We start from the raw sequence: 24,813 nt of genomic DNA on the forward strand, positions 1-24,813 counted from the left end.
CTCCGGCTCACCACAGAGCGCACCGCAGTGAGAGGGCCTAGGTGGCAGCCGCAGATTCCGCAACCCGTACCGAGCCGACGGCCGACCAGGCCGCCGCTCCCGCCCCGGCACGTCGGGCACCTCGGGCGAAGACCGCACCGAAGCCGCGTGCCCCCCGCACCGGCACCAAGGCCGCGCCCGCGAAGAAGGCGGGCGACGAGCCCGACCTCGACGGCGCCGACGTCGACGGCGCCGAGCTGGACGGAGCCCCCGAGGGCGCCGACCTGGAGGAGGTCGAGGTCGACCTCGACGACGCCGAGCTCGTTCCCGACGCGCCCGCCAAGGGCGTGCAGGTGCCCGGCAAGGCCACCGACGAGGACGAGGACGACGAGGACGACGACGACGAGCCGGCCAACACCGGCGTCAACCGCCGCGGCCCCCGCGAGCGCTCCTCCACCCCCACGAAGTCGTCGGACTTCGTCTGGGACGAGGAGGAGTCCGAGGCCCTGCGCCAGGCGCGCAAGGACGCCGAGCTCACCGCCTCGGCCGACTCGGTCCGCGCGTACCTCAAGCAGATCGGCAAGGTCGCGCTGCTCAACGCGGAGGAGGAGGTCGAGCTCGCCAAGCGCATCGAGGCCGGCCTCTACGCCGCCGAGCGGCTGCGCCGCGCGATCGACGCCGGCGAGAAGGTCTCCCCGCAGCTGCGCCGCGACCTCCGCTGGATCGTCCGCGACGGCGAGCGCGCGAAGAACCACCTGCTGGAGGCCAACCTCCGCCTCGTGGTCTCCCTCGCCAAGCGCTACACCGGCCGCGGCATGGCGTTCCTGGACCTGATCCAGGAGGGCAACCTCGGCCTGATCCGCGCGGTCGAGAAGTTCGACTACACCAAGGGCTACAAGTTCTCGACCTACGCCACGTGGTGGATCCGGCAGGCCATCACCCGCGCGATGGCCGACCAGGCGCGCACCATCCGCATCCCGGTGCACATGGTCGAGGTCATCAACAAGCTGGGTCGCATCCAGCGCGAGCTGCTCCAGGACCTGGGCCGTGAGCCCACCCCGGAGGAGCTCGCCAAGGAGATGGACATCACCCCGGAGAAGGTGCTGGAGATCCAGCAGTACGCCCGGGAGCCCATCTCGCTCGACCAGACCATCGGCGACGAGGGCGACTCCCAGCTCGGCGACTTCATCGAGGACTCCGAGGCGGTCGTCGCCGTCGACGCGGTGAGCTTCACGCTGCTGCAGGACCAGCTCCAGTCGGTGCTGGCCACGCTGTCCGAGCGCGAGGCGGGCGTGGTGCGGCTGCGGTTCGGCCTCACCGACGGCCAGCCCCGCACGCTCGACGAGATCGGCCAGGTCTACGGGGTCACCCGGGAGCGGATCCGGCAGATCGAGTCGAAGACGATGTCGAAGCTGCGCCACCCGTCGCGGTCCCAGGTGCTGCGCGACTACCTGGACTAGGCACGTTCCCGACCACGGCCCCCGAGCTCCGGCTCGGGGGCCGTCGTCGTGTCAGCGGAACGCGTCCACGTTCTCGACGGCCCACGCGGCGAACGTCGTGCCCGGCTTCCCCGTCAGCTCCTCGACGATCGGCGTCGCCTCCCGCGCGTGCTCCGCGAAGCCCCCGAGCACGGCGTCGACGTACCAGACCGCGTCCGCACCCATCACCGGCTCCAGCACCGCGACGGCCTCGTCGCGCGGCACCTCGACGAACCCGACCGGCTCCCCCAGCGCCGCGGCGATGCGCTCCACGAGCGCGGTCCGGCGGAGCGTCTCCGGGCCGGTGAGGGAGTGGGCCCGGTGCACGTGCGACCCCTCGTCGAGCAGCGCTGTCGCGGCCACCGCGGCGATGTCGTCCATCGCGATCGGGGCGCTCGCGGCGTGCGGCCACGGCTCGCGCACCGTCCGCGCCGCCCGGACCTGCGGGGCCCAGGTCAGCGCGTTCTCGAAGAAGTCGCCCGGCCACAGGTGCGTCCACGCGATGCCGGACGCCTCCACGGCCCGCGTCACGCTCCCCCACCAGCTCTCCGGCTCCCCGGACAGGTCGACGACGTGCCGCACGCCCGCGTCGCGCGCCGCGGCCAGCACCTCGTCGACGGTGTCGGGGGTCGGGGCGAGGTACATCCGGTCGACGCCGCGCAGCGCCGCGGGCAGCGTGTGCGGCCGGCGCAGCCAGCCCCGCGCGACCTCCACGCCCTCGGGCAGCGCCGCCCGCTCCGGGTCGGTCGTGAGGGCGCGGACGTCGGTGGCGCCGCGGGTCAGGAGCTGGTCGACGACCTTGCGGCCGATGTTGCCGGTGGCGCCGGTGACCAGGATCGTCATGGGGCCCGAGGGTAGGCGAGCGGCACTCCCGCCCGACCGGGTCGGGCGAGAGTGCCGTTCGCGCGGGGCCGTGTCGGCCGCCTCCGGTCCGTCGGCCGCAGGCCGTAGGCTCGGCGGGGACCGGCCCCGATGGCCGTGCAGGTCGGCGCCCGCCCCCGGACGGCGCGCACGAGAGCGAGGGGAGGGCGGGGCCCCGGTGCCGCAGCAGCAGGGCGCAGCGGCGGGATGGGTCGGGCACGTGCTGGCCGGCCACCGCATCGACGCGCTCGTCGGCGAGGGCGGGATGGGCGTGGTCTACCGCGCCACGCACCTCAACCTCCGGCGCACGGTCGCGCTCAAGGTCCTCTCCCCCGCGCTCGCCGCCGACCTGGAGTACCGCAGGCGGTTCGAGCGCGAGGCCACCATCGCGGCCAGCCTGGAGCACCCGGCCGTCGTCCCGATCTACGACGCCGGCCACGCCAACGGGGTGCTGTTCCTGTCGATGCGCTTCATCGAGGGCGACGACCTGGGCGCCGTGCTGCAGCGGGAGGGCCCGCTCGACGTCGGCCGGCTGTGCGCGCTGCTCGGCCCGGTCGCCGACGCCCTCGACGCGGTGCACGAGGCCGGCCTGGTGCACCGCGACGTGAAGCCGGGGAACGTGCTCATCTCGCGGCCGGGACGGTCGCGGTCGGGGCAGGTGTACCTGTGCGACTTCGGCATCGCCCGCGGCCGCACCGACCCGGGCAGCGACATCACCGCCGCCGGCCGGTACCTCGGCACCCTCCAGTACTCCTCGCCCGAGCAGATCCAGGGCAAGTGGATCGACGGGCGCTCCGACCAGTACGGGCTCGCCTGCCTGGTCTTCCGCGGGCTGACCGGCCAGGTGCCCTACCCGCGCGACGACACCGCCGCTGTCATCTACGCCCACCTCGCCGCCGACCCGCCGCGTCCGAGCCTGCTGCGCCCCGAACTGCCCCCCGCGGTCGACGACGTGATCGCCCGCGCCGCCGCGAAGGACCCCGCCCGCCGGTTCGACAGCTGCGCGGCCTTCGTCGCGGCGCTGGCGGCGGCCACTGTCCCGTCCTCGCGGCCGCGACCCACGCCCGCACCGCGCCGCGCGGCGCCGCCGGAGGTGCCCGCCGCCGCCCCGACCCGCCGCGCGCTGCGGCCCACGCGCCCGCTCCCGCTGCCGGAGGTGCGGCCGGAGCCGGTGCCGCCCGCGCCGGCCGCTCCGGAGCAGCCGCCGGTCGCGGTCCCCGTGCCCCGGCACGCCGCGCCCGACCCCGTCGCGCCCGACCCCGCGCCGGCGCCGTCCACGCCGGCCGGTCCCGCCCCGGCCGGTCCCGCCCCGGCCGGTCCCGCCCCGGCCGCTCCCGCCCCGGTCGCCGCCGCGCCCGAGCCCGCTGAGCCCGTCGCGCCCGAGCCCGCACCGGTCGCACCCGCCGTCCCCGCCCCCGTCGACGTCCGGGCCGAGCGCGGCACCGACGACACCTCGGTCACCGTGACCTGGACGCCGGGCGACGACCGGGACGTCGAGTACAAGGTCAGCCGCCTCTGCCCCGACGGCCGGTGGCACGTCGTCGGGCGCACCCGGACGACCGGCCTGATCGACGGCGCCCCGGCCGCCGACTCCGACGTCCCCGTCTACGCCGTCGTGGCCCGGATCGGCGGCGAGGTGTCGGCGCAGGCGGTGTCCGAGGAGGTGCAGCCCGGGCAGGAGGCAGCGGCACAGCAGGCAGCGGCACAGCAGGCAGCGGTGCAGCAGGCGCCGCGGCATCCGGTCCCCGCGCCCGCCCCGTCGCCCGACGTCACCGACCCCGGCGGCATCCCGGCGGTCACCGATCTGGCCGTCGCCGCCCCCGGCACGCTCGTGCTCACCTGGCCCGACGGCGTCACCGAGGCGATGGTCGTGGTCCGCCGCGACGGGCCGCCGCTGTCCCCCGGCGACCCGGCCGCCACCACGTGGAAGATCACCAACATGCGCTACCAGCTCGACGGCGGGCTGCTGCTGCCCGCGTCGGTGCCGCGCCCCTGCCACGTCGCCGTGGCCTCCTGCCGGCGCGAGCGCGGCGCCCTGGTCGTGGCACCCGGGTTCGGGCCGGGAGCCCGCGCCCGCGTCCCCGGCTGACCGCAAACCCGTTGCGGGCGCCGCTAGCGTGGTCCCCGTGCAGCACCAGCTCTTCTTCCTCTGAGGGACGGCCCCTCGGCGGCCCCACCCGGTCCCCCGGGTCCGGGCCCGGCCGAGCGCGTCCGCCACCAGCCGCACACCGGGCCCGACGGGCCCGTCCCCGGAGGAACCCGTGCCCCGCACCACCCTGCCCGCGCGCGCCCGCGCCCACCTCGGCGCGACCGACGTCCACCTCGCCCGCGGCGGACGACCGGTCCTGACCGGCGTCGACCTGACCGTCTCCGCCGGCGACCGCCTCGCCGTCGTCGGGGAGAACGGCCGCGGCAAGACCACCCTGCTCGAGGTGCTGACCGGCGCGCTGGTGCCCGACCGCGGCACCGTCCGCCGCGTCGGCACCCTCGGCGCGGCCGCCCAGGAGGTCCCCGCCGCCGGGCGGACGGTCGGCGACCTCGTCGACGTCGAGCTGGCCGCGGTCCGCCGCGCCCTGCGCGAGCTCGACGCGGCGACCGCCGCCCTCGCCGACGGCCACCCGGACGCCGAACGGCGCTACGCCGACGCGCTCACCGCCGCGGAGGCCCACGACGCCTGGGACGCCGACCGCCGCGTCGAGCTCTCCCTGACCGCGCTCGGCGCCGTCACCGACCGGGAGCGGCCGCTCGCGACGCTGTCGGTCGGGCAGCGCCACCGCGTCCGCCTGGCCTGCCTGCTCGGCGCCGGCCACGACCTGCTCCTGCTCGACGAACCCACCAACCACCTCGACGCCGCCGGGCTCGACCACCTCACCGCGGCGCTGCGGGCCCACCCGGGCGGGCTGGTGCTGGTCAGCCACGACCGGGCCCTGCTCGCCGACGTGGCCACCGCGGTGCTCGACCTCGACCCCAGCCGCGACGGCCGGCCCCGCACCCACGGCGGCGGCTGGGCCGGTTTCCGCGCCGGGCGCACCGCCGAGCGGGAGCGCTGGGAGGCCGAGCACCGCGAGCAGGTCCGCCACGGCGAGCGCCTCGCCCGCGACCTCACCGCCGCGCAGGACCGGCTGACGACGGGCTGGCGCCCCGACAAGGGCACCGGGAAGCACACCCGGGCGACGCGCGCGCCGGCCCTGGTCCGCGCGGTGCACCGGCGCGCCGACGACCTCGCCGCGCACCGGGTCGCGGTGCCGGAGCCGCCGCTGCGGTTCGCCGCGCCCGACCTCCCGGTGCGCGAGGGGTGGGTCCTGCGGGCCGACGACGTCACGCTGCCGGCCCGGTTCGCCGGGCCGTGCACCATGCTGCTGGGCTCGGGCGACCGGCTCGTCGTGACGGGCGCGAACGGCACCGGCAAGTCGAGCCTGCTCGCCGTGCTCGCCGGGACGCTCGCCCCGGCGTCGGGCCGCGTCCGCCACGGCGGGCGGGTCGGCCTGCTCGCGCAGGAGTCGCCGCCCCCGTCCCGGCGCCGCGCCGCCGACGTCCACCGCGCCGCCACCGGCGGTGAGGGGCCGTCGCTCGCCTCGCTGGGCCTGCTGTCCGCCCACGACGCCGAGCGGCCGGTGACGGAGCTGTCGGTGGGGCAGCAGCGCCGTCTCGACCTCGCCGTCGTGCTCGCCGCCGGCCCGCACGTCCTGCTGCTCGACGAGCCGACCAACCACCTGTCGCCCGCGCTGGTCGACGAGCTGACCGACGCGCTGGGCGTCGCGCGGGCGGCGGTCGTGGTCGCCACCCACGACCGGCAGCTGCGGCGCGACACGGCCGCCTGGCCCGTCCTGGACCTGACCGCCGGACCGGGCTAGGGCGACTCCGGCACGGCTCACGTCACCTGCGCGGCCCGGCACGCGAGCTCCCGCATCGCCGCGGGGAGCTCTGCCGGGCCACGCAGGGCCGCCGGGAAGTCGAGCCGGGTGAACGCGGGGCCCGCGGGCGATCGGCCGGGACCAACGAGGAGAAGCCCTTGCCTCGTAATTCAGGGTAGGCTAACCTCTTACTCGTTGCTTCGTGGTGGGAGCAGCGCGTCAGTTCGGGACGTCTCGGGGCCCGGCCGTCCAGGCCGGGCCCCGTGGCACGTCCGGGGTCGACACGCCCCGCCCTTCCCCCGATCAGGTCATCAGCCCGTGCATATGCTGTGCGGACGCACCGACCGGGAGGGGACGATGGAGTCGCAGACCCCGTTCGTCGCGGCGCACCTGCGGCCCGCCCGCACGTTCGACGCGGCCTGCGCCACGGTCGTCGAGTACCTCGCCCGCGCCGTGCCGATGGGCATGTGGGCCGTCAGCCGGATCGTCGACGGGCGCCAGATCATGCTCGCCCTCGACGCGCCCGCCTACGGGATGCCGGAGGGCGCCGAGTTCCCGTACGCGACCTCGTTCTGCCGGACGATGGTCGCCGGCGACACCCCGCGCATCGCGCCGGACGTGTCCCGCGTGCCGGAGTACGCGCGGGCGGCCGGGCTCGTCGCGCCCGACGTCGTCGTCGGCGCCTACGTCGGCACGCCGATCGTCCGCCCGGACGGTGCCCTGTTCGGCACGGTCTGCGGCTACGACCCCGAGAGCAGGCCCGACTCGCTGCACGAGATCCGCCCGCTGCTCGACCTGCTCTCCAGCATGCTCTCGGCCGTGCTGGAGGCCGACGAGTTCGCCACCGCGACCGCGCGCGAGCTGGAGCTCGCCCGCCGCGAGGCCGACACCGACGCCCTCACCGGCCTGCTCAACCGCCGCGGCTGGGACCGCTTCCTGTCCACGGAGGAGCTGCGCTACCGCCGCTTCGGTGACCCGGCGTGCGTCGTCGTCATGGACCTCGACCACCTCAAGACCGTCAACGACACCCGGGGCCACGACGCGGGCGACGACTACATCCGCCGGGCCGCCGCGGCGCTCGCGCGCTGCGTCCGCGGCGGCGACGTCCTGGCGCGCCTGGGCGGCGACGAGTTCGGGATGCTCGCCGTCGGGGCCACCGTCGAGCAGACGGTCGAGCTCGTCGAGCGGATGGAGCTCGCGCTGGAGGCGGCCGGGGTGTCGGGATCCTTCGGGCACGCGCCCTACAGCGTCGTCGCCGGGCTGCCCGGGGCGTGGCAGGCCGCCGACCAGGCGATGTACGAGCGCAAGCGGCTGCGGCGGGCCACGCGCGAGCCCGCGTGAGCGCGCCGGACGCCCGCTTCACCCTCGCCAACGAGCGCACGTTCCTGGCCTGGCTGCGCACCTCGCTGGCGCTCGTCGCCGGCGGGATCGCCGTCGTCGCGCTGGTCCCGGAGTTCGGGGTGGCCGGCGCGCGGCAGGTCGTCGGGGTGGCGCTGGCCGCGCTGGGCGTCGCGGTCGCCGCGGGGGCGGTGCTCCGCTGGCACCGGGTGCAGGCCGCGATGGAGCGCGGCGACGACCTGCCGGCCACCCGCATGCCGCTGCTGCTGGGGTCGGCGCTGGCCGCGCTCGGGCTCGCGGTGGCGGTGGTGCTCGCCGTCGGCGGGACGGGGTGAGCACTCCCCCGGCGCTGCAGGCCGAGCGCACGGCGCTGGCCTGGGAGCGCACGGCGCTGGCGGTGCTGGCGAGCGGGGTCCTGCTGGTGCTGCGCCACCTCGGCGCCCCCGGGTCGGGCGCGCTCGTGCTCGGCGTCCTCGGGCTGGTGCTCGCGCTGCTGGTGGCCGTGCTCGGCGCCCGGCGCTCGCGCCGCGTGCTCGCCGACCCGGCCGCCCCGGCGCGCACGGCGGTCCTCGTCGCCGGGGCCTCGGTCGTGCTCTTCGGGGGCGCCGTGCTGGTGGCGATCCTGACCGGCGCCCTGCGCTGACACCTCCGGCACGGACGAGCGAACGGCCCTCCCGCCCGGTCGTGCCGGGCGGAAGGGCCGTTCGCGCGAGGGGCGGTGGTGCTAGTGCACGACCGACTTCTCCACGCCCACCCCGGTGAGGGAGCGGACGGCCATCTCGGAGACCTTGTCGGCGTTCGGGGTCTCCTTGCTCATCACGGTGCCGATGTAGCCGAGCAGGAACGACAGCGGGATCGAGACGATGCCCGGGTTGTCGAGCGGGAACCAGCTGAAGTCCACGCCCTGCAGCATCGACGCGCTGCGCCCCGTCGCAGGGTCGACGGGCTTGCCCGACACGACCGGCGAGAAGACGATCAGCAGCACGGTGACGCCGAGGCCGCCGTAGATGCTCCACAGCGCGCCCTGGGTGTTGAAGCGCTTCCAGAACAGCGAGTAGAGGATCGTCGGCAGGTTCGCCGAGGCGGCGACCGCGAAGGCCAGCGCCACGAGGAACGCGATGTTCTGGCCGTTGGCGAGGATGCCGCCCAGGATCGCGACGATGCCGATGACGACCGCCGTGATGCGGGCGATCTTCACCTCCTCGTTCGGGTCGGTCAGCTCGCCCTTCTTGATCACGTTGGCGTAGATGTCGTGGGCGAACGACGCCGAGGCGGTGATCGTCAGACCCGCGACGACCGCGAGGATCGTGGCGAACGCGACCGCGGCGATGACGCCCAGGAGCACCGTGCCGCCGAGCTCGTAGGCCAGCAGCGGGGCCGCGGAGTTCGCGCCGCCCGGAGCCGCCCGGATCTCCTCGGGGCCGACCAGCGCGCCCGCGCCGTAGCCCAGGACCAGGGTGAAGACGTAGAACAGGCCGATCAGCCAGATCGCCCAGACCACCGAGCGGCGGGCCTCCTTGGCCGTGGGCACGGTGTAGAAGCGCATGAGGATGTGCGGCAGGCCGGCGGTGCCGAGCACGAGCGCGAGACCCAGGGACAGGAAGTCGATCTGGGTGATCGCGGTCTTGCCGTACTGCTTGCCCGGGTTGAGCAGCGCCTCACCGGTCTCGCCGCCGGCGCGGACCGCGTCGGCCAGCACGGCGGAGAAGTTGAAGCCGTAGAGCGCGAGGACCCAGATCGTCATGATGCCGGCGCCCGCGATGAGCAGGACGGCCTTGATGATCTGCACCCAGGTCGTGCCGCGCATGCCGCCGATGAGGACGTAGGCGATCATGACCGCGCCGACGATCGCGATGACGACACCCTGCATGAACTTGTCGGTCACGTTGAGCAGCAGCGCGACGAGGCCGCCGGCCCCGGCCATCTGCGCGAGCAGGTAGAAGAACGACACCGCGAGCGTCGACGTGGCGGCGGCGGCGCGGACGGGCCGCTGCCGCATCCGGAACGCCAGGACGTCGCCCATCGTGTACTTGCCGGTGTTGCGCAGGAGCTCGGCCACCAGCAGCAGCGCGACGAGCCACGCGACGAGGAAGCCGATGGAGTAGAGGAAGCCGTCGTAGCCGTTCAGCGCGATGGCGCCGGCGATGCCGAGGAACGACGCGGCCGAGAGGTAGTCGCCGGAGATGGCGACGCCGTTCTGCGGGCCGGAGAAGCCACCGCCCGCGGTGTAGAAGTCCGAGGCGCTCGACGTGGCCCGGCGGCTCACGTAGACGACGATCCCGAGCGTGATGACGACGAACAGCCCGAAGATCGTGATGTTGAGGACCGGGTTGCTGCCCTCGACGCCCTGGGCCAGCACGGTGGTGGTCACTTGTCGGCCCCCTGGATGCCCTCACGGATGGAGCTCGACAGCGGGTCGAGCCGGCGGTCGGCGAACTTCACGTACCAGGCGGTGATCGCGAACGTCGACACGAACTGCAGCAGCCCGAGCACCAGTCCGACGTTGATGTTGCCCCACAGCTTGATGGACATGAAGCCCGACGCGTACGTCGCCAGCAGCACGTACAGCACGTACCAGCCCAGGAACAGGCCGGTGACCGGGAAGACGAAACCGCGCAGCCGGCGGCGGAGCTCCTGGAAGTCCGGCTCGGCCTCGATGGCCTGCCAGTCCCGGGTCCCCGTTGCCGGAACCGGATCCGGATCGGTGGTACTCACGGTGCCTCCTCGCACTCGCCCGCACACATGGGCGCCCAGGAAAGCGGTTCCCGCCGTAGCCCGGAAGTGGCGCACGACACAACACCCGCACGGGCGACGAACGGTCGACGAACGGTTGTCGTCGCCGTCCAGCGGTCACGCTGGGTCAGCGGTCAGGGCCGCGGCCGCGTCTCGTCGAGGTGCAGCCGCAGCATCGCGGCCGCGGCCCACGCCGGCGGGTGCCCGCGCAGCGACACCAGCACCATCGTCGCGAAGGCCAGCGGCACCGACCAGAGCGCGGGCTGGCCGAGCAGGATCGAGGCGATGCCGTCGGGCGAGCCCAGGGTGAGGTCGACGCCGATCACGCCCGCCGACGCCACCAGCCCCACCACCATGCCGACGGCCGCGCCGCGGGCGGTCAGCCCGGCCCACCAGATGCCCAGCACCAGCAGCGGGCAGAACGTCGAGGCGGCCACGGCGAACGCCGAGGTCACGAGCACGCCGACGTCGAGGTGCACCGCCGGCAGCGCCAGCGCGACGACGAGCGCGGCCGCGGCGAGCGAGGTCAGCCGCAGCCGCCGCAGCGTGGTGCCGGGCAGCAGGTCGTGCGAGACCGCGCCGGACAGCGCGAGCAGCAGCCCCAGCGACGTGGCCAGGAACGCGGCGAACGCGCCCGCCGTCAGCAGGGCGGTGAACAAGGTGCCCGCCCACCCGCCGTCGACGCGCGCGGGCAGGGCGACGACGACGGTGTCGGTGCCGCCGGAGAGGTACAGCTCGGGCAGCAGCACCGCGCCGAGCACGCCGTACACGGCCGGGAACAGGTAGAACGCGCTGAGCAGCGCCACGGTGATCGCCGCCGTGCGCCGCGCGCCGCGCCCGTCGGGGCTGGTGTGGAAGCGCACCAGGATGTGCGGCAGGCCCATCGTCCCGAGGACGGTGGCGACGAGGATCGACAGCGTCGCGAGCACGGGGTAGCCGGCGCCGCCCGGGTCGAGCAGCGGCCGCGACCAGCCCGAGCCGCCCGGCGGTACCGCCCCGTCGACGTCGGGCACGTCCGAGCCCGCCGCGAACACCCACCGGCTGCCGCCCTCGACCTCGTACCGGCCCGGGCCCAGCAGCTCGGGCGTGCGGCCGTCGATCGCGACGGACGTCGGCTCGGTGAGCGACAGCTCGGTGCCCAGGCGGAAGTCGACGGGCGTGGTGCGCGCGAACGTCGTGAACTCCACCGGCGACAGCGCCGCCCCGCGCGTCTCGGCGCTCACGCTGAGCACCAGCCAGAGCGCGGGGACGACGAACAGGACGAGCTTCAGCCCGAACTGGAACGCCTGCACGTAGGTGGCTGCGCGCATCCCGCCGAGCGCGAGCGTGACGCTCACCGCCGCCCCCGCGACGACCACCCCGACCCAGTACGGCGTGTCCGCCACCACGGCGAGCACCTGCCCGGCCGCCTTGAACTGCGGCACCAGGTACAGCGTGGCGATCACCAGCACGACCACGGCCGAGAGCCGCCGCAGCCCGGCCGACCCCAGGCGGGCCTCGGCGAAATCGGGGACGGTCAGCGCGCCGGTCCGCCGCATCGGGGCCGCCACCAGCGCGAGCATCGCCAGGTAGCCCGCGGTGAACCCGACCGGGTACCACAGCGCCCCGATCCCGTCCTTGACCACGAGCCCCGCGACGCCCAGGAACGACGCCGCCGACAGGTACTCCCCCGACACCGCGGCGGCGTTGAGGGCGGGCGAGATGCGCCGCGAGGCGACCAGGAAGTCCGAGGTGCTGCGCATCGCGGCGACCCCGCGCGCGCCGATCAGGAGCGTGGCGAGGACGACCAGGACGATCCCCGCGGCGATCACTCCTCGGCCTCCTCCGCCCGGCGCAGCTGCCACCCGGCGAGCAGGACCAGCACGGCGTAGGGCAGCACCGCGACCGCCAGCCACGACACCGGCACGCCGGACAGCCGCACGGCGTCCAGCTCCGGGAACGCGGCCAGCACCAGCGGCAGACCGATGATCAGCCCGGCGAGCCCGGCGACCGCGCCCATGGCCCGGCGCAGCTGCTCGCGGTGCACGCGGCGGGCGCGCTCCATCTCGGGCGCCGCGAGGTGCGGCGGGTCGACGCGCGCCCCCGAGCGCCGGCGCGCGATCACCAGCCGGGTCTGCGGACTGGTGACGGCGACGCGCCGCTGCCTGGTCACCGCCCCCACCCCGTCATCGCTGCCCGCGGGGGTCGAAGTCGCCGCGCGTGGCCGCCTCGAGCAGCAGCTCGCGCAGCTCCCGGGCGTGGCGGCGGCTCACCGGGACGTCGCCGGCGTCGGTGTGGGCGAGCAGCCCCCCGCTGACGTCGCTGCGCAGCTCGCGCACCGCGGGCACGGCCAGCAGGTAGCTGCGGTGCACCCGCACGAAGCCCGCGGGGGCCCAGTGCTCCTCCAGCCGCGAGATCGGGATGCGGACCAGGTGCCCGCCGGTCGTCGTGTGCAGCCGGACGTAGTCGCCCTGGGCCTCGACGAACCGCACGTCGTCGCGGCGGACGAACCGCGTGCGGCCACCCAGCTCCACCGGCACCGCGGCCAGCGCGTCGACCGGCCCGCCCGTCTCCGTCCCCGGGTCGGGCGCCGCCGCCGCGGTGAAGCGCCGGACCCGGTCGAGCGCGGCGGCCAGCCGCTCGGGCCCGACCGGCTTGAGCAGGTAGTCGACCGCCCCGATCCCGTACGCCGACGCCGCGTGCTCCTCGAAGGCCGTGACGAACACGATCGCGGGCGGGTCGGTCATCCGCGCGAGCAGCGACGCCAGCTCCATGCCGTCCATCGCGGGCATCGAGACGTCGAGGAAGACCACGTCGAACCGGTCGGCCTGGATCCGGCGCAGCGCCTCGACCGGCCCCGGCGCCGTCGCGACCTCCTCGACCCCGGGCGATTCCAGCAGCAGCCGGCGCAGCTCCTCCAGGGCGGGGGCCACGTCGTCGACGGCGAGGACCCTCACCGCGCCACCCCCGCGACGAGCACGGCGGGGGTCACGACGCCGCCACGCCCGGCTGGAACCGCGGCACCCGCAGCACGACCTTCGTCCCGGCGCCGTCGGCGGTCTCGACCACGAGCCCGTAACCCGGTCCGAACACGCGGCGCAGCCTGCGGTCGACGTTGACCAGCCCGAGGCTGCCCGGGTTGCCCCGCCCGGCCAGCACGGCGGCGGCGTAGGCGGGGTCCATGCCCGGGCCGTCGTCCTCCACGCTGATCACGCACTCGCCCCCCTGCGCCTCCCCGGTGACCTGCACCAGCCCGCCCGGCCCCAGCTCGACGCCGTGCCGCACCGCGTTCTCCACCAGCGGCTGCAGCGCCAGGTAGGGCAGCGCCACCGGAAGGATCTCCGGCGCGATCCGGACCTGCACGCGCAGCCGCTCCCCCAGCACCGCGCGGGCCAGCGCGAGGTAGGCCTCGATGGCCGCGAACTCGCCCGCGACCGTCGTGTAGTCGCCGCTGCGGGCCAGGCTGTGGCGGGTGTAGGCGGCGAAGTCGAGCATCAGCTCCCGCGCCCGCTCGGGGTCGCTGCGCACGAACGAGGCGATGACGGTGAGCGAGTTGTAGACGAAGTGCGGCGAGATCTCCGCGCGCAGCGCCCGCAGCTCGGCGGCCTCCGCGACGCCGGCCGACGCCTCCAGCCGCGCCCGCTCCAGCGCCTCCCCCACCCACGCCGCGGCCTCGCGCACCTGGGCCGTGGACAGCCCGCCCTGGACGACGAGCACGCCGGTCAGCTCGTCCCGGGCGTGCACCGGCACCGCGACGAGGTCGGCGCGGCGGTGCCGGGAGTCGGTGCGCAGCACGCCCTCGACGACGGCCGCCGCGGCGCGCGGATCCGACGGCCGCCCGCCCCACACCACCTCGCCCTCGAGCCCGCCCAGCCCGACCGAGGCGACGTCGAGCAGGCGGCGCAGCTCCCGCGCGGCGACGACGGCGCCCGGCCCGTCGAGCCCGCCCCGCAGCTCCGTCGCGATCCGCCGGCCCGCCGTGAGCGCGCCGACGGCCTCCGGCCCGGCACCCGTGCGCACGGGCCGCCGCAGCCACCAGAGACGGGGCACAGCGAGCATGTCCGCCTCTCCGTCGGGCCCGGACGTGTGACGGCGTGACTCTAACCCGCAGGCGGTGACGGGGCTCCGGCCAGACGACCCGGGCAGACGAAGACCCGGCCGGCCCCGCGTCACGCAGGGCAGACCGGGTCTCCCGGAGCGGTGGACCTCAGTCCACGGCCACCCGGTCGTTCGCGTCCAGGCCGAGCATCGCCAGCATCTCGGCGCAGTCGTCGACGTCGATCGCGCGGCCCGCGACCACGCGTGCGGCGCGCCGGTTCTGCAGGTCGGTGTTGGTCTCGTTCGCGGCCTGCGCGGCGGCGAAGCGGCCGCCCTCGTCGTTCGTCGTCGGGCTTCCGGTCCAGCTCACGCGGTGACTCCCTCGTGTTGCGTGCCGCCGGCCCCGATGGGGCCACGTGCACGTCGTGGGAGAACCGTACCCCGGGTTACTCCGGACGGGGTACCCATGCGGCCAGGCGCGGTGCCAGTGCGGTGAACAGCGCCGGATCGTGGACCATCGCCGTGTGGCTGCACGTCACCTCGACGTGCTCGGCCCCGGGCGCGAGGCAGGAGCGCCAGCCGACGAGCCCGTCGCTGCGCGAGTAGAGGGCCACCACGGGCATCTCCAGCGGCGCGGTGAGGCCGGCCTCGGTGGCGGCGCGGCAGGTGCCGTCGACGCAGTCGCGCTCCAGCAGCCCGCGCAGGCCGAGGTCCGACAGCGCCATCAGCGCGCGGCAGGCGACCGTCACCGCGCCGCGGGTGTCCAGGGGGTTCAGCACCGGCGTGCCCATCATGACCAGCCCGCGCACCAGGTCAGGGCGCCGGACGGCGACCAGGCGCCCGATCCAGCCGCCGCGGCTGTGCCCGAGCAGGACGACCGGGCCGCCGGTCGCGGCGGCGTGCTCGGCCACGCGGCGCTCCAGCCGGTCGACGAGGTCGGCGCTGCAGCCCACGTTGACGCCCAGGCCGGCGCCGGCGGGCCGGTAGCCGCGGGAGGCGAGCCACCCGCGGAGCACCGCCATGGACGCGTCCGCGCCGCCGAACCCGGGCACGACGACGACGCCGAGCCCGCGGCCGTCGACCGGGTCCGGGTCGGTCCAGACCGGGTGCCGGCGCGCGCTGCGGCGCCCGACGCCCAGGACCGGGGCGAGCTCGCGCGCGACCAGGGCGAGGGACTCCTTCACTGCGGGCACCCCCCGATCAGACCTCGAACCGGTAGCCCATGCCCGCTTCTGTGATGAAGTGCTCGGGCCGCGACGGGTCGGCCTCCAGCTTGCGGCGCAGCTGCGCGAGGTAGACCCGCAGGTAGTTCGTCTCGGTGCCGTACCCGGGGCCCCACACCGCCCGCAGCAGCTCGCGCTGCCCGACGAGCTTGCCGCGGTGGCGCACGAGCAGCTCGAGGATCCCCCACTCGGTCGGCGTCAGGTGCACCTCGGCGCCGTCGCGGACGACCTTCTTCGCGGCGAGGTCGACGCGGAACCCCCCGGCGTCGACGACCGGCTCGCCGTCGACGGTCGCGACGGCCGCCCGCCGCACCGACGCCCGCAGCCGCGCGAGCAGCTCGGCCATCCCGAACGGCTTGGTGACGTAGTCGTCGGCGCCGGCGTCGAGCGCGTGGACCTTGTCGCTCGACCCGACGCGCGCGGACAGGACGATGATCGGCACCGGCGTCCAGCCGCGGAGCCCGGCGATGACCTCGGTGCCGTCGAGGTCGGGCAGGCCCAGGTCGAGCACGACGACGTCGGGCGGCACGTCGGCGGCCGCGCGCAGCGCCCCGGCGCCGTCGGGGGCCACGGTGACGTCGTAGCCGTGCGCGGTGAGGTTGATCCGCAGCGCGCGCAGGATCTGCGGGTCGTCGTCGACGACGAGGACGCGGGTCACGCGGGCACCGCGGGGGTGGGTCGTCGCGCCGCCGGCAGGGCGACGACGAGCGTGAGCCCGCCGCCGGGGGTGTCCTCGGCGGTCAGCGCACCGCCCATGGCCTCGGTGAACCCCCGCGCGACGCTGAGCCCGAGACCGACACCGCCCGCGGGGTGGCGGTCGCCGCGGCGCTGGAAGGCGACGAACAGGTCCTCGCGCGCGGTGCCCGGCCCGCGGTCCACGACGCGGAGCTCGACGCGGTCGGCGTGGGCGCTGGCGCGCACGGCCACCGGGGCGCCGCGGCCGTGGCGCAGTGCGTTGTCGACGAGGTTGGCCACGACCCGCTCCAGCAGGCCGGCGTCGGCCGTGACGTCGGGCAGGGCCTCGTCGACCTCCACCTCCACCCGCGACGCCCCCTCCAGCCCGTCCAGAGCGCGCACCACGACCTCGTCGTAGCCGACGGGTGCGAGCAGCGGGGCGACGGCGCCGGCGGCGAGGCGGGAGGAGTCGAGCAGGTTGTCGACGAGCGCGGTGAGCCGGTCGGCCGACTCCTCGACGGTGGCGGCCAGGTCGGCGCGGTCGGCGGCCGAGAGGCGCAGCCGCTCGTCGCGCAGGCTGCCGGCGGCGGCCTTGATCGAGGTCAGGGGCGTGCGCAGGTCGTGCCCGACGGCCGAGAGCAGCGCACCGCGCATCTCGGTGGCCTCCGCGCGGCGGCGGGCGGCCGCGGCCGCGGCGGCGTCGCGCTGGCTGCGCAGGGCGAGCAGCGCCTGCCCGCCGACGGTCTCCAGCAGCCGCCGGTCGGCCGCGGGCAGCGCGCGCCCGTGCCCGACGAGGTGCAGCCCGGGCTCCACGGCGACGTCGACGTCCCACGAGCCCGGCTGCCCGTCCCCCGCGGGCGGCCCGACGCCCGCGACCCGCCGCCACTCCCCCTCCGCGTGCTCCAGCACCGCGACCGACGCCAGCCCGAACGCCTCGGACACCTTCTCCAGCAGCCGGGGCAGCGGGTCGGTGCGGGTGAGCACGGTGCGCGAGAACGACGCCAGCAGCGCCGCCTCGGTGCGCAGCCGCTGGGCCTGCTCGGTGCGCCGCGCGGCCCGGTCGACGACGAGCGCGACGAGCACCGCCACCACCACCATCGCCACGATCGTCACCGCGTTCTCCGGCTGCGCGATCGTCAGGCTGCCGGTGGGCGGGGTGAGGAAGAAGTTGAGCATCAGCCCGCCCGCGAGCGCGGCGAGCACCGCCGGGCCGAGCCCGCCGACCAGCGCGACCACCACCGTCGCGAGGAAGAACAGGACGACGTCGGTGGAGAGGTCGACGAGGTCGAGCAGCAGCAGCCCGGCGACCGTCGCCAGCGCGGGCAGCGCCACCGCCAGGCCCCAGCCGACGACGCCGCGCCGGCCCGGCACCCGCAGGCGCAGCCCCGGCGCCCGGATCCCGCGCCCGCCGGCCTCGGGGTGGGTGACCATGTGGACGTCGATCGGGCCGGACTCCTGCACGACCCGCGTGCCGATGCCCTCGTCGAGCGCGCGGGCCAGCCGCGAGCGGCGCGACGTGCCGAGCACCAGCTGCGTGGCGTCGACGCCGCGGGCGAACTCGAGCAGGGAGGCCGGCACGCCGCCGTCGCCGGAGCCGCCGACGACGGTGTGGAACGAGGCGCCCACGTCGTCGGCCAGGGTGCGCAGCCGGGCGAGCGCGCCGACCGGCGCGCCCGCGAGGCCGTCGCCGCGCAGCACGTGCACGCACACCAGCTCGGCCGACCCGGCGCGCTGGGCGATCCGCGCGGCCCGGCGCAGGACCGTCTCGCTCTCCGGGCCACCGGTCAGCGCGACGACGACGCGCTCGCGGGTCTCCCAGGTGTCGGTGACGCCGCGGTCGGTGCGGTGGCGCTGCAGCGCGACGTCGACCTGGTCGGCCACCCACAGCAGCGCCAGCTCGCGCAGGGCGATGAGGTTGCCGGGCCGGAAGTAGTTGGACAGGGCCGCGTCGACCTTCTCCGCCGCGTACACGTTGCCGTGCGCCATGCGGCGGCGCAGCGCCTCCGGGGTGATGTCGACGAGCTCGATCTGCTCGGCGCGGCGCACCACCTCGTCCGGCACGGTCTCGAGCTGGCGGACCCCCGTGATGCGCTCGACGACGTCGTTGAGCGACTCCAGGTGCTGCACGTTGACCGTCGTGAGGACGTCGATGCCCGCGTCGAGCAGCTCCGCGACGTCCTGGCAGCGCCGCGCGTGCCGGGAGCCGGGGGCGTTGGTGTGGGCCAGCTCGTCGACGACGGCGACCTCGGGGCGGCGGGCCAGCACGGCGTCGACGTCCATCTCCTCCAGGACGGCGCCGCGGTGCACCGACCGGCGGCGCGGCACGACCTCGATCCCCTCCACGAGCTCCGCGGTGCGGGCGCGGCCGTGGGTCTCGACGAGGCCGATGACGACGTCCGTGCCGCGCTCGCGGCGCCGGTGGGCCTCGCCGAGCATCGCGAAGGTCTTGCCGACCCCCGGTGCCGCGCCGAGGTAGATCCGCAGCTCACCGCGCTCACCCACGTGGACCATCCTCCTCTCCTGCTCCCGCCCCGTCGGAGGCTCCCGGCTCCGTTGCACGCTCCCGTCCCCCCGTTGCAGGAAAGCCACGTTCACGCAATCCGACGGCGGGAACGTGGCTTTCCTGCAAGTCCCGGTCAGCCCCGCCGCGCCCCCACCACCGCCAGGTTCAGCTCCGTCACGTTCACGGTCGGCTCGCCGAGGAACCCCAGGGCCCGGCCGTCCGTCGCCCCGGCCACCAGCGCCCGGACCTCCTCCTCGCCGAGCCCCGTCACCCGCGCCACCCGCGGCACCTGCAGCGCCGCGTAGGCGGGGCTGATGCCCGGGTCGATCCCCGAGGCCGAGCTCGACACCGCGTCCACCGGCACCGCGGCGACGTCGACGCCCTCGCGGGCCGCGATCGCCTCCCGCCGCGCCGCGACCGTCGCGACCAGCCCCTCGTCGAAGCCGCCGAGGTTGGCGCCGGCCGACGTCGACGGGTCGCCCGGGCCCAGGCCCAGCCCGTCCTGCGCCGTGGCCGAGGGCCGGGTGTGGAAGAAGGGGTCGGCGGCCGGGTCGGCGGCGACCGGGTCGATCCCGATCAGCGACGACCCCACGGCCGTGCCGTCCGCGGAGCGCAGGATCGAGCCCTCCGCCGGCCCGGACAGCCCCGGCAGGCGGGAGACCAGCCAGATCCCCAGGGGGTAGGCGAGCCCGAGCAGCAGGGTCAGGACGAGCAGCACGCGGACGGCGGCCGCGGACTGGCGGGCGATGGTGGTGAGCATCAGATCCCCGGGATGAGGCGGACGAGCAGGTCGATGAGGAAGATCCCGACGAACGGCGTGACGACGCCGCCCAGCCCGTAGATCAACAGGTTGCGGCGCAGCAGGTTCGCCGCGCTCGTGGGGCGGTAGCGCACGCCGGTCAGCGCCAGCGGGATCAGCGCGACGATGACCAGCGCGTTGAAGACCACCGCCGACAGGATCGCCGACTGCGGCGTGGCCAGCGCCATGACGTCGAGCCGGCCGAGCTGCGGGTACAGCGCCGCGAACATGGCCGGCAGGATCGCGAAGTACTTGGCGAGGTCGTTGGCCACCGAGAACGTCGTGAGCGCGCCGCGGGTGATGAGCAGCTGCTTGCCGATCTCGACGATCTCGATCAGCTTCGTCGGGTCGGAGTCGAGGTCGACCATGTTGCCGGCCTCCTTGGCCGCGGCCGTCCCCGTGTTCATGGCGACGCCGACGTCGGCCTGCGCGAGCGCGGGGGCGTCGTTCGTGCCGTCACCGGTCATGGCGACCAGCCGTCCGCCCTCCTGCTCCTTCCGGATCAGCGCGATCTTGTCCTCGGGCGTGGCCTCGGCCAGCACGTCGTCGACGCCGGCCTCGCGCGCGATGGCCGCCGCGGTGAGCGCGTTGTCACCGGTGACCATCACGGTGCGGATGCCCATGGCCCGCATCGCGTCGAACCGCGCGCGCATGCCCGGCTTGACGACGTCGGAGAGCCGGACGACGCCGAGCACCCGGTCGCCGTCGGTGACGACCAGCGGCGTCGCGCCCTCGCCGGCGATCCGGTCGACGACCTCCCGCACCTGCGCCGACGGCGCGGCCACCCGGGCCAGCACCGCCGACGCCGCGCCCTTGCGGATCTCCCGCCCGTCGGCGTCGACGCCCGACATCCGGGTCTGCGCGGTGAACGGGACGAACTCCAGCACGGCCTCGTCGGCCGTCGCCTCGGCCGGGAGCCCGTGCTCGGCCGCGCACAGCGCGACGATCGAGCGGCCCTCGGGCGTGGTGTCGGCGAGGCTGGAGAGCCGGGCCGCGGCCGCGAGCTCCGCGGGCGGCGTCCCGTCGACGGGGACGAGCCCGGTGGCCTGCCGGCTGCCGAAGGTGATGGTGCCGGTCTTGTCGAGCAGCAGCGTGTCGACGTCGCCCGCGGCCTCCACGGCCCGCCCGGACGTCGCCAGCACGTTGCGCTGCACGAGCCGGTCCATCCCGGCGATCCCGATGGCGGAGAGCAGCGCGCCGATCGTCGTCGGGATGAGGCAGACCAGCAGCGCCGTCAGCACGACGAGCGACTGCTCCCGCCCCGAGTACGCCGACATCGGCTGCAGCGCCACGACGGCCAGCAGGAACACGATCGTCAGCGCGGACAGCAGGATCGTCAGCGCGATCTCGTTGGGCGTCTTCTGCCGCTGCGCGCCCTCGACCAGCGCGATCATCCGGTCGACGAACGACTCCCCCGGCCGCGTCGTGATCTCCACGACGATCCGGTCCGAGAGCACGGTCGTGCCGCCGGTGACCGAGGAGCGGTCGCCCCCGGACTCCCGCACGACCGGCGCGGACTCGCCGGTGATCGCCGACTCGTCGACGGTGGCGATGCCCTCGACCACGTCGCCGTCGCCGGGCACGAGCTCCCCCGCCTCGACCACGACCCGGTCGCCGATCGCGAGCTGCGTGCCGGGCACGCGCTCCTCGGTGCCGTCGGCGCGCAGCCGCCGCGCGACCGCCTCGGTCTTCGTGCGGCGCAGCGCCTCCGCCTGCGCCTTCCCGCGGCCCTCCGCCACGGCCTCGGCCAGGTTCGCGAACAGGACCGTGAACCACAGCGACACCGCGATGAGCACGGAGAACACGCTCGGGTCGAGCACGGTCAGGACGGTGACCAGCACCGACCCGACCCAGACGACGACCATCACGGGGTTGCGCAGCTGCGTGCGCGGGTCGAGCTTGCGCAGCGCCGCGGGCAGCGCGGCCACGAGCTGCGACGGCGCGAAGGCGCCCGCGGCGACCGGCGACTGCTCCGGCCGGTCCCGCACGGGGGGTCGGGGGGTGGCAAGGCCGGCGGTCACAGCAGTGCCTCCGCGAACGGGCCCAGCGCGAGCGCCGGGAAGAAGGTGAGGGCGGCGACGAGGACGACGGTGCCGCCCAGGAGCACGCCGAACAGGGGGCCGGAGGTGGGCAGGCTGCCCGCCCCCGGTGCGGTGCGGCGCTGCGTGGCCAGCGACCCGGCCAGGGCGAGCACCGCGAGGATCGGCACGAACCGGCCGACGAGCATGGCGATCCCGAGCGAGGCCTGGAACCAGCCGCTGGTGGCGGTCAGCCCGGCGAACGCGCTGCCGTTGTTGCCGCCCGCGCTGGCGTAGGCGTAGAGCACCTCGGACAGGCCGTGCGGGCCCGAGTTCGCCAGCGCGGCGTCGATCTCCGCGGGCTGGGCGAGCGCGGCGCCGGTGCCGAGCAGCACCACCGTCGGCATCGCCAGGATCGCGACGGCCGCGGCCGTGATCTGCACGCGCCCGAGCTTCTTGCCCAGGTACTCCGGCGTGCGCCCGACCATCAGCCCGGCCAGGAACACCGCGACCACGGCGAGCACGAGGATGCCGTAGAGCCCCGCGCCGACCCCTCCCGGCGCGACCTCCCCGAACAGGATGGCGAGCAGCGCCGTCCCGCCGCCGAGGCCGGTGAAGCCGTCGTGCGCGCTGTTGACCGCGCCCGTCGACGTGCCGGTGGTGGAGATCGCGAACAGCACCGACCCCGGGATCCCGAAGCGCGTCTCCTTGCCCTCCATCGCCCCGCCGGCCAGCAGGTGCGCGGGGCCGTTCGGGAACGACTCGGCCAGCCAGGCCACCGCGAGCAGCAGCCCCCACAGCCCGGCCATCACGGTGACGAGCAGCCGGCCCTGGCGGACGTCGCCGATCATGGTCCCGAACGTGCGCGTCAGGCACACCGGGATCACCAGCAGCAGGAAGACCTCGAGGAGGTTCGACAGCGGGCCGGGGTTCTCGAAGGGGTGCGCGGAGTTGGCGTTGAACACGCCGCCGCCGTTGGTGCCCAGCAGCTTCACGGCCTCCTGGCTCGCCGCGGGGGCCAGCGCGATGGTGCTCGTCGAGCCGTCGACGCCGGTGACGTCGACGCCCGCGCGCAGCGACATCGTCACGCCCATTGCGAGCAGGACCACCGCCGCGACCACCGAGACCGGCACCAGGATCCGCACCACGCCGCGGGTCAGGTCGACCCACAGGTTGCCGATGCGCCCGTCGCCGCCGCTGCGGGCGAACCCGCGCACCAGCGCGACCGCCACGGCCATCCCGACCGCCGCCGACACGACGTTCTGCACCGTCAGCCCGGCCATCTGCACGAGATGGCCCATGACGGTCTCGGGCACGTAGGACTGCCAGTTCGTGTTGGTCACGAACGACACCGCGGTGTTGAACGCGACGCCCGGCTCCACCGCTCCCCGCCCCAGGCTCAGCGGGAGCAGGCCCTGCAGGCGCTGCAGCAGGTAGAGGAACAGGACCGAGACGAACGAGAACGCGAGCAGCGCGGCGGCGTAGACCGGCCAGCGCTGCTCGGAGTCCGGGTCGACCCGGACCACGCGGTAGAACGCCCGCTCCACCCGCCAGTGCCGGTCGCTGCCGTAGACCCGGGCCATGTGGTCGCCGAACGGGACGTACACGACCGCGAGCAGCACCAGGAGCGCACCGACCTGCACGAGCCCGGCCACCGTCGTCGTCATCAGAACCGCTCCGGGCGGACCATCGCGACGAACAGGTACGCGAGCAGCGCCAGCGCCAGCACGGCCCCGACGACGTTCGTGGCACTCACAGCCGCTCCAGTCCGCGCAGGACCGTCGCGAGCACCAGGAACCCGCCGACGACCAGCAGCACGTACGCGACGTCCGCCATCACGCCACCCCTCCACCCCACCGGCCGTTCCGGTGGACGGGCCGAGCCTGCGCCGGCCCGGGGCGCCGCGGGCCCGCCGCTACGGGTGCTTGACGGTCGGGGGCCCGGTGTTGACGCGATCTTGACGCGGGGGTGACGGGGGGCACGGCCGCCGTCCCTGCGGTGCCTCGCCGTCGCAGCCTGGCGCCGCACCAGACGGCCGGTGATCGGCGGAAGTGTCACGCCACGGTCGCCGCCGGGGGCCGCCACGTCGCACTCCCGGCGATCACCGGCCTCGCGCGCCGCACCGACCGGCCTTGATCGCCGAGAGTGCACCACCACGGCCCCCGGCAGGACCCTCACGCCACACTCCCGACGATCACCGAGACAACCGCCGCGAGGATCGCCGCGGTGGACCGCCCCGCCACCGGGCGGCCCGGGCCAACTCGGGTGATCACCGGAAGTGTCACCTCACGGCCCCCGCCAGGACCCTCACGTCACACTCTCGGCGATCACCGGCCTCGCCCACCTCACCCGCCGGCCTTGATCGCCGAAAGTGCACCACCACCGCCCCCGCCAGGACCCTCACGTCACCTTTCCGACGATCACCCGACCCCGTGACGGTTGCCCGATCACCCCCGTACCCGCACCACCCGCCCCATCGGCGGCTCCACGACGGCGTCCGGATGCAGCGCCCACGCCAGCGCCTCGATCCCGTCGACGAGCCGGGGGCCGGCGCGCACCACGTAGGCGGCGGAGTCGATCGCCACCACCGGCACCGCCGGGAGCAGGTCGCGGACCGCCCGGGCCTGGGCGACGGCGTCGCCGAGGCCGTAGCCGCACGGCGCGACCACGACGAGGTCGGGGGCGTGCGCGGCGAGGGAGTCCCAGGTCGCGGTGGTGCTGCGCCCGGCGTCGGCGCCCCCGACCGGCTCACCCCCGGCCCGGCGCACGAGCTCGGGCACCCAGTGCCCGGCCAGGAACGGGGGGTCGGTCCACTCCAGCACCAGCACGCGGGGGCGCGGCCGCCCCGCCACCGCGGAGGCCACGGCCGCCAGCCGCTCCCGCAGCTCCCCCACCAGCGCGTCGGCCCGCGCGGCCGCACCACCCCGGTGCCCGACCTCGGTGATCGCGGCCAGCACGTCGTCGACGGAGTGCGGGTCGATCGACAGGACCTCGGCGTCGGAGCCGAGCAGGGCCAGCGCGTCGGCGACCGAGCCCGCGGGCAGCGCGCAGACCCGGCACAGGTCCTGGGTGAGGATCAGGTCGGGCGCGAGGCGGCCCAGCGCGGGCGCGTCGACCTCGTACATCGGCAGCCCGCGCGCCATCCGGTCGCGCACCGCGGCGTCGATCTCGCCGGGGGTGAGGCCGGCGGGCAGCGGGGTGTCGACGACGACGGGCACGCGGTCGCGGATCCCGGCCGGGTGGTCGCACTCGAACGTGACCGCCACCAGGTCGTCGACGAGGCCCACGGCCGCGGCGATCTCGGTGGCGGCGGGCAGCAGCGACGCGATCCGCAC

At 75.7% G+C, this 24,813-nt stretch carries 22 protein-coding genes; 6 read left to right on the plus strand and 16 right to left on the minus strand.

Translation table 11 applies throughout. The annotated features are described in order from the left end of the window. Positions 1–41 precede the first annotated feature (41 nt). Positions 42–1,439, plus strand: a complete 1,398-nt coding sequence (locus HOP40_RS28740) for an RNA polymerase sigma factor (protein ID WP_172164600.1) — start codon at positions 42–44, stop codon at positions 1,437–1,439. Between the two features lie 51 nt (positions 1,440–1,490). Here the strand turns inward: HOP40_RS28740 and HOP40_RS28745 are convergent, their stop codons facing one another. Further along, positions 1,491–2,300, minus strand: a complete 810-nt coding sequence (locus HOP40_RS28745) for an NAD(P)H-binding protein (RefSeq protein WP_172164603.1) — start codon at positions 2,298–2,300, stop codon at positions 1,491–1,493. A gap of 196 nt (positions 2,301–2,496) precedes the next feature. On the opposite strand from HOP40_RS28745, the gene HOP40_RS28750 reads away from it, so the two are divergent. The 5 genes from HOP40_RS28750 (at position 2,497) to HOP40_RS28770 (ending at position 8,153) form a co-directional block, all read left to right on the plus strand. After that, positions 2,497–4,407, plus strand: a complete 1,911-nt coding sequence (locus tag HOP40_RS28750) for a serine/threonine-protein kinase (protein WP_172164606.1) — start codon at positions 2,497–2,499, stop codon at positions 4,405–4,407. A gap of 172 nt (positions 4,408–4,579) precedes the next feature. Then, entirely contained in the window at positions 4,580–6,172 is a 1,593-nt protein-coding gene (locus HOP40_RS28755) for an ABC-F family ATP-binding cassette domain-containing protein (RefSeq protein ID WP_172164609.1), read from the plus strand. Between the two features lie 357 nt (positions 6,173–6,529). After that, complete coding sequence (locus HOP40_RS28760; RefSeq protein WP_172164612.1) at positions 6,530–7,513, plus strand: sensor domain-containing diguanylate cyclase; 984 nt, start codon at positions 6,530–6,532, stop codon at positions 7,511–7,513. Next, the gene (locus HOP40_RS28765; protein ID WP_172164615.1) at positions 7,510–7,845 is read left to right on the plus strand and encodes a YidH family protein; all 336 of its coding nucleotides are present in this window, start codon (positions 7,510–7,512) and stop codon (positions 7,843–7,845) included. Before HOP40_RS28760 ends, HOP40_RS28765 begins: the two co-directional genes overlap by 4 nt. Beyond that, positions 7,842–8,153: a DUF202 domain-containing protein gene (locus tag HOP40_RS28770; protein ID WP_172164618.1), complete on the plus strand. Its 312-nt coding sequence runs from the start codon at positions 7,842–7,844 to the stop codon at positions 8,151–8,153. The genes HOP40_RS28765 and HOP40_RS28770 overlap by 4 nt, the downstream gene beginning before the upstream one ends. 81 nt (positions 8,154–8,234) lie before the next feature. Here HOP40_RS28770 and HOP40_RS28775 read toward each other — a convergent pair whose 3' ends face one another. The 15 genes from HOP40_RS28775 to HOP40_RS28845 all read right to left on the minus strand — a co-directional run bounded on the left by HOP40_RS28775 (position 8,235) and on the right by HOP40_RS28845 (position 24,813). Next, positions 8,235–9,881: a solute symporter family protein gene (locus HOP40_RS28775; protein ID WP_172164621.1), complete on the minus strand. Its 1,647-nt coding sequence runs from the start codon at positions 9,879–9,881 to the stop codon at positions 8,235–8,237. After that, on the minus strand, positions 9,878–10,225 hold the full coding sequence (locus tag HOP40_RS28780) for a DUF485 domain-containing protein (protein ID WP_172164624.1): 348 nt from the start codon (positions 10,223–10,225) through the stop codon (positions 9,878–9,880). Before HOP40_RS28780 ends, HOP40_RS28775 begins: the two co-directional genes overlap by 4 nt. Positions 10,226–10,377: 152 nt before the next feature. Then, positions 10,378–12,054, minus strand: a complete 1,677-nt coding sequence (locus tag HOP40_RS28785; RefSeq protein WP_240157337.1) for a sodium/solute symporter — start codon at positions 12,052–12,054, stop codon at positions 10,378–10,380. Continuing rightward, complete coding sequence (locus HOP40_RS28790; RefSeq protein WP_172164627.1) at positions 12,051–12,395, minus strand: hypothetical protein; 345 nt, start codon at positions 12,393–12,395, stop codon at positions 12,051–12,053. Before HOP40_RS28790 ends, HOP40_RS28785 begins: the two co-directional genes overlap by 4 nt. A 13-nt stretch (positions 12,396–12,408) precedes the next feature. Next, positions 12,409–13,179: a LytR/AlgR family response regulator transcription factor gene (locus tag HOP40_RS28795; protein WP_172164630.1), complete on the minus strand. Its 771-nt coding sequence runs from the start codon at positions 13,177–13,179 to the stop codon at positions 12,409–12,411. 31 nt (positions 13,180–13,210) lie between these two features. Beyond that, positions 13,211–14,281: a sensor histidine kinase gene (locus HOP40_RS28800; RefSeq protein ID WP_172164633.1), complete on the minus strand. Its 1,071-nt coding sequence runs from the start codon at positions 14,279–14,281 to the stop codon at positions 13,211–13,213. A 148-nt stretch (positions 14,282–14,429) separates the two neighbouring features. Next, positions 14,430–14,630 carry a hypothetical protein gene (locus HOP40_RS28805; protein ID WP_172153795.1) on the minus strand — a complete coding sequence of 67 codons (201 nt, stop codon included), beginning with the start codon at positions 14,628–14,630 and terminating at the stop codon, positions 14,430–14,432. A 76-nt stretch (positions 14,631–14,706) separates the two neighbouring features. Beyond that, a complete protein-coding gene (locus tag HOP40_RS28810) occupies positions 14,707–15,453 on the minus strand; it encodes an alpha/beta fold hydrolase (RefSeq protein ID WP_240157338.1) in 747 nt (248 codons plus the stop codon). Positions 15,454–15,460: 7 nt separating this feature from the next. Then, positions 15,461–16,141: a response regulator gene (locus tag HOP40_RS28815; RefSeq protein ID WP_172164636.1), complete on the minus strand. Its 681-nt coding sequence runs from the start codon at positions 16,139–16,141 to the stop codon at positions 15,461–15,463. Beyond that, on the minus strand, positions 16,138–18,669 hold the full coding sequence (locus tag HOP40_RS28820; protein WP_172164639.1) for a sensor histidine kinase: 2,532 nt from the start codon (positions 18,667–18,669) through the stop codon (positions 16,138–16,140). Before HOP40_RS28820 ends, HOP40_RS28815 begins: the two co-directional genes overlap by 4 nt. Before the next feature lie 125 nt (positions 18,670–18,794). Beyond that, positions 18,795–19,421: a potassium-transporting ATPase subunit C gene (locus HOP40_RS28825; RefSeq protein WP_172164642.1), complete on the minus strand. Its 627-nt coding sequence runs from the start codon at positions 19,419–19,421 to the stop codon at positions 18,795–18,797. Further along, on the minus strand, positions 19,421–21,448 hold the full coding sequence (gene kdpB, locus HOP40_RS28830; RefSeq protein ID WP_240157339.1) for a potassium-transporting ATPase subunit KdpB: 2,028 nt from the start codon (positions 21,446–21,448) through the stop codon (positions 19,421–19,423). The genes HOP40_RS28825 and kdpB overlap by 1 nt, the downstream gene beginning before the upstream one ends. Before the next feature lie 29 nt (positions 21,449–21,477). Then, positions 21,478–23,145: a potassium-transporting ATPase subunit KdpA gene (gene kdpA / locus HOP40_RS28835; protein WP_172164648.1), complete on the minus strand. Its 1,668-nt coding sequence runs from the start codon at positions 23,143–23,145 to the stop codon at positions 21,478–21,480. Beyond that, positions 23,145–23,234 carry a K(+)-transporting ATPase subunit F gene (gene kdpF, locus HOP40_RS28840; RefSeq protein WP_172164651.1) on the minus strand — a complete coding sequence of 30 codons (90 nt, stop codon included), beginning with the start codon at positions 23,232–23,234 and terminating at the stop codon, positions 23,145–23,147. Before kdpF ends, kdpA begins: the two co-directional genes overlap by 1 nt. Before the next feature lie 691 nt (positions 23,235–23,925). Continuing rightward, positions 23,926–24,813 carry an ABC transporter substrate-binding protein gene (locus HOP40_RS28845; protein ID WP_172164654.1) on the minus strand — a complete coding sequence of 296 codons (888 nt, stop codon included), beginning with the start codon at positions 24,811–24,813 and terminating at the stop codon, positions 23,926–23,928.

This window comes from Pseudonocardia broussonetiae, assembly GCF_013155125.1.
In the GTDB taxonomy this organism is placed as follows: domain Bacteria; phylum Actinomycetota; class Actinomycetes; order Mycobacteriales; family Pseudonocardiaceae; genus Pseudonocardia; species Pseudonocardia broussonetiae.

Excerpts from the sequence above, each read along its gene's own strand:
- HOP40_RS28820 (WP_172164639.1), bottom strand. The coding sequence starts at position 18,669 with ATGGTCCACGTGGGTGAGCGCGGTGAGCTGCGGATCTACCTCGGCGCG.
- HOP40_RS28825 (WP_172164642.1), bottom strand. The coding sequence starts at position 19,421 with ATGCTCACCACCATCGCCCGCCAGTCCGCGGCCGCCGTCCGCGTGCTG.
- HOP40_RS28745 (WP_172164603.1), bottom strand. The coding sequence starts at position 2,300 with ATGACGATCCTGGTCACCGGCGCCACCGGCAACATCGGCCGCAAGGTC.
- kdpA (WP_172164648.1), bottom strand. The coding sequence starts at position 23,145 with ATGACGACGACGGTGGCCGGGCTCGTGCAGGTCGGTGCGCTCCTGGTG.
- HOP40_RS28800 (WP_172164633.1), bottom strand. The coding sequence starts at position 14,281 with ATGCTCGCTGTGCCCCGTCTCTGGTGGCTGCGGCGGCCCGTGCGCACG.
- HOP40_RS28760 (WP_172164612.1), top strand. The coding sequence starts at position 6,530 with ATGGAGTCGCAGACCCCGTTCGTCGCGGCGCACCTGCGGCCCGCCCGC.